The organism is Proteus sp. fly-1008, from assembly GCF_040140305.1.
In the GTDB taxonomy this organism is placed as follows: Bacteria; Pseudomonadota; Gammaproteobacteria; order Enterobacterales; family Enterobacteriaceae; genus Proteus; species Proteus vulgaris_B.
Map to the genome: position 1 here is coordinate 1 of NZ_JBEEWH010000023.1, position 4,580 is coordinate 4,580.

Genomic DNA, 4,580 nt, shown 5'->3' on the forward strand with positions numbered 1-4,580 from the left:
TAAGCAGAGTTTTTGAAATGTAAGGCCTTTGAATAAGACAAAAGGCTGCCTCATCGCTAACTTTGCAACAGTGCCTTTAAGCGTGCATAATAAGCCCTACACAAATTGGGAGTTAGACATCATGAGCAACGCAAAAACAAAGTTAGGCATCACAAAGTACAGCATCGTGACCAACAGCAACGATTCCGTCACACTGCGCCTCATGACTGAGCATGACCTTGCGATGCTCTATGAGTGGCTAAATCGATCTCATATCGTCGAGTGGTGGGGCGGAGAAGAAGCACGCCCGACACTTGCTGACGTACAGGAACAGTACTTGCCAAGCGTTTTAGCGCAAGAGTCCGTCACTCCATACATTGCAATGCTGAATGGAGAGCCGATTGGGTATGCCCAGTCGTACGTTGCTCTTGGAAGCGGGGACGGACGGTGGGAAGAAGAAACCGATCCAGGAGTACGCGGAATAGACCAGTTACTGGCGAATGCATCACAACTGGGCAAAGGCTTGGGAACCAAGCTGGTTCGAGCTCTGGTTGAGTTGCTGTTCAATGATCCCGAGGTCACCAAGATCCAAACGGACCCGTCGCCGAGCAACTTGCGAGCGATCCGATGCTACGAGAAAGCGGGGTTTGAGAGGCAAGGTACCGTAACCACCCCATATGGTCCAGCCGTGTACATGGTTCAAACACGCCAGGCATTCGAGCGAACACGCAGTGATGCCTAACCCTTCCATCGAGGGGGACGTCCAAGGGCTGGCGCCCTTGGCCGCCCCTCATGTCAAACGTTGGGCGAACCCGGAGCCTCATTAATTGTTAGCCGTTAAAATTAAGCCCTTTACCAAACCAATACTTATTATGAAAAACACAATACATATCAACTTCGCTATTTTTTTAATAATTGCAAATATTATCTACAGCAGCGCCAGTGCATCAACAGATATCTCTACTGTTGCATCTCCATTATTTGAAGGAACTGAAGGTTGTTTTTTACTTTACGATGCATCCACAAACGCTGAAATTGCTCAATTCAATAAAGCAAAGTGTGCAACGCAAATGGCACCAGATTCAACTTTCAAGATCGCATTATCACTTATGGCATTTGATGCGGAAATAATAGATCAGAAAACCATATTCAAATGGGATAAAACCCCCAAAGGAATGGAGATCTGGAACAGCAATCATACACCAAAGACGTGGATGCAATTTTCTGTTGTTTGGGTTTCGCAAGAAATAACCCAAAAAATTGGATTAAATAAAATCAAGAATTATCTCAAAGATTTTGATTATGGAAATCAAGACTTCTCTGGAGATAAAGAAAGAAACAACGGATTAACAGAAGCATGGCTCGAAAGTAGCTTAAAAATTTCACCAGAAGAACAAATTCAATTCCTGCGTAAAATTATTAATCACAATCTCCCAGTTAAAAACTCAGCCATAGAAAACACCATAGAGAACATGTATCTACAAGATCTGGATAATAGTACAAAACTGTATGGGAAAACTGGTGCAGGATTCACAGCAAATAGAACCTTACAAAACGGATGGTTTGAAGGGTTTATTATAAGCAAATCAGGACATAAATATGTTTTTGTGTCCGCACTTACAGGAAACTTGGGGTCGAATTTAACATCAAGCATAAAAGCCAAGAAAAATGCGATCACCATTCTAAACACACTAAATTTATAAAAAATCTAATGGCAAAATCGCCCAACCCTTCAATCAAGTCGGGACGGCCAAAAGCAAGCTTTTGGCTCCCCTCGCTGGCGCTCGGCGCCCCTTATTTCAAACGTTAGACGGCAAAGTCACAGACCGCGGGATCTCTTATGACCAACTACTTTGATAGCCCCTTCAAAGGCAAGCTGCTTTCTGAGCAAGTGAAGAACCCCAATATCAAAGTTGGGCGGTACAGCTATTACTCTGGCTACTATCATGGGCACTCATTCGATGACTGCGCACGGTATCTGTTTCCGGACCGTGATGACGTTGATAAGTTGATCATCGGTAGTTTCTGCTCTATCGGGAGTGGGGCTTCCTTTATCATGGCTGGCAATCAGGGGCATCGGTACGACTGGGCATCATCTTTCCCGTTCTTTTATATGCAGGAAGAACCTGCATTCTCAAGCGCACTCGATGCCTTCCAAAAAGCAGGTAATACTGTCATTGGCAATGACGTTTGGATCGGCTCTGAGGCAATGGTCATGCCCGGAATCAAGATCGGGCACGGTGCGGTGATAGGCAGCCGCTCGTTGGTGACAAAAGATGTGGAGCCTTACGCTATCGTTGGCGGCAATCCCGCTAAGAAGATTAAGAAACGCTTCACCGATGAGGAAATTTCATTGCTTCTGGAGATGGAGTGGTGGAATTGGTCACTGGAGAAGATCAAAGCGGCAATGCCCATGCTGTGCTCGTCTAATATTGTTGGCCTGCACAAGTATTGGCTCGAGTTTGCCGTCTAACAATTCAATCAAGCCGATGCCGCTTCGCGGCACGGCTTATTTCAGGCGTTATGCAGCCAAATCCCAACAATTAAGGGTCTTAAAATGGTAAAAGATTGGATTCCCATCTCTCATGATAATTACAAGCAGGTGCAAGGACCGTTCTATCATGGAACCAAAGCCAATTTGGCGATTGGTGACTTGCTAACCACAGGGTTCATCTCTCATTTCGAGGACGGTCGTATTCTTAAGCACATCTACTTTTCAGCCTTGATGGAGCCAGCAGTTTGGGGAGCTGAACTTGCTATGTCACTGTCTGGCCTCGAGGGTCGCGGCTACATATACATAGTTGAGCCAACAGGACCGTTCGAAGACGATCCGAATCTTACGAACAAAAGATTTCCCGGTAATCCAACACAGTCCTATAGAACCTGCGAACCCTTGAGAATTGTTGGCGTTGTTGAAGACTGGGAGGGGCATCCTGTTGAATTAATAAGGGGAATGTTGGATTCGTTGGAGGACTTAAAGCGCCGTGGTTTACACGTCATTGAAGACTAGTCCTTTGCATAACAAAGCCATCAAACCGGACGCCAGAGATTCCGCGCCTGTTGCGCATGGCTTCGCCATTTTATGCGCAATAGGCGCGCCACCCTGTCGCCGTTTATGGCGGCGTTAGATGCACTAAGCACATAATTGCTCACAGCCAAACTATCAGGTCAAGTCTGCTTTTATTATTTTTAAGCGTGCATAATAAGCCCTACACAAATTGGGAGATATATCATGAAAGGCTGGCTTTTTCTTGTTATCGCAATAGTTGGCGAAGTAATCGCAACATCCGCATTAAAATCTAGCGAGGGCTTTACTAAGCTTGCCCCTTCCGCCGTTGTCATAATCGGTTATGGCATCGCATTTTATTTTCTTTCTCTGGTTCTGAAATCCATCCCTGTCGGTGTTGCTTATGCAGTCTGGTCGGGACTCGGCGTCGTCATAATTACAGCCATTGCCTGGTTGCTTCATGGGCAAAAGCTTGATGCGTGGGGCTTTGTAGGTATGGGGCTCATAATTGCTGCCTTTTTGCTCGCCCGATCCCCATCGTGGAAGTCGCTGCGGAGGCCGACGCCATGGTGACGGTGTTCGGCATTCTGAATCTCACCGAGGACTCCTTCTTCGATGAGAGCCGGCGGCTAGACCCCGCCGGCGCTGTCACCGCGGCGATCGAAATGCTGCGAGTCGGATCAGACGTCGTGGATGTCGGACCGGCCGCCAGCCATCCGGACGCGAGGCCTGTATCGCCGGCCGATGAGATCAGACGTATTGCGCCGCTCTTAGACGCCCTGTCCGATCAGATGCACCGTGTTTCAATCGACAGCTTCCAACCGGAAACCCAGCGCTATGCGCTCAAGCGCGGCGTGGGCTACCTGAACGATATCCAAGGATTTCCTGACCCTGCGCTCTATCCCGATATTGCTGAGGCGGACTGCAGGCTGGTGGTTATGCACTCAGCGCAGTGGGATGGCATCGCCACCCGCACCGGTCACCTTCGACCCGAAGACGCGCTCGACGAGATTGTGCGGTTCTTCGAGGCGCGGGTTTCCGCCTTGCGACGGAGCGGGGTCGCTGCCGACCGGCTCATCCTCGATCCGGGGATGGGATTTTTCTTGAGCCCCGCACCGGAAACATCGCTGCACGTGCTGTCGAACCTTCAAAAGCTGAAGTCGGCGTTGGGGCTTCCGCTATTGGTCTCGGTGTCGCGGAAATCCTTCTTGGGCGCCACCGTTGGCCTTCCTGTAAAGGATCTGGGTCCAGCGAGCCTTGCGGCGGAACTTCACGCGATCGGCAATGGCGCTGACTACGTCCGCACCCACGCGCCTGGAGATCTGCGAAGCGCAATCACCTTCTCGGAAACCCTCGCGAAATTTCGCAGTCGCGACGCCAGAGACCGAGGGTTAGATCATGCCTAGCATTCACCTTCCGGCCGCCCGCTAGCGGACCCTGGTCAGGTTCCGCGAAGGTGGGCGCAGACATGCTGGGCTCGTCAGGATCAAACTGCACTATGAGGCGGCGGTTCATACGGCACTGTTGCAAAGTTAGCGATGAGGCAGCCTTTTGTCTTATTCAAAGGCCTTACATTTCAAAAACTCTGCTTACC

At 49.3% G+C, this 4,580-nt stretch carries 6 protein-coding genes; all 6 read left to right on the forward strand.

Translation table 11 applies throughout. The features are described 5' to 3' along the window. Window positions 1-166 precede the first annotated feature (166 nt). The 6 genes from ABN256_RS18575 (at window position 167) to sul1 (ending at window position 4,392) form a co-directional block, all read left to right on the forward strand. Window positions 167-721: a fluoroquinolone-acetylating aminoglycoside 6'-N-acetyltransferase AAC(6')-Ib-cr5 gene (locus tag ABN256_RS18575; RefSeq protein ID WP_063840321.1), complete on the forward strand. Its 555-nt coding sequence runs from the start codon at window positions 167-169 to the stop codon at window positions 719-721. A 130-nt stretch (window positions 722-851) separates the two neighbouring features. Beyond that, window positions 852-1,682: an oxacillin-hydrolyzing class D beta-lactamase OXA-1 gene (locus ABN256_RS18580; protein WP_001334766.1), complete on the forward strand. Its 831-nt coding sequence runs from the start codon at window positions 852-854 to the stop codon at window positions 1,680-1,682. 137 nt (window positions 1,683-1,819) lie between these two features. Then, on the forward strand, window positions 1,820-2,452 hold the full coding sequence (locus ABN256_RS18585; protein ID WP_000186237.1) for a type B-3 chloramphenicol O-acetyltransferase CatB3: 633 nt from the start codon (window positions 1,820-1,822) through the stop codon (window positions 2,450-2,452). Between the two features lie 84 nt (window positions 2,453-2,536). After that, entirely contained in the window at window positions 2,537-2,989 is a 453-nt protein-coding gene (locus ABN256_RS18590) for an NAD(+)--rifampin ADP-ribosyltransferase Arr-3 (protein ID WP_001749986.1), read from the forward strand. Between the two features lie 222 nt (window positions 2,990-3,211). Further along, window positions 3,212-3,559 (forward strand): quaternary ammonium compound efflux SMR transporter QacE delta 1, encoded by a 348-nt coding sequence (locus ABN256_RS18595; RefSeq protein ID WP_000679427.1) that lies wholly within the window; start codon window positions 3,212-3,214, stop codon window positions 3,557-3,559. Further along, window positions 3,553-4,392, forward strand: coding sequence for a sulfonamide-resistant dihydropteroate synthase Sul1 (gene sul1 / locus ABN256_RS18600; protein WP_124743826.1), 840 nt, complete (start codon window positions 3,553-3,555; stop codon window positions 4,390-4,392). Before ABN256_RS18595 ends, sul1 begins: the two co-directional genes overlap by 7 nt. The last annotated feature ends 188 nt before the right edge of the window (window positions 4,393-4,580 follow it).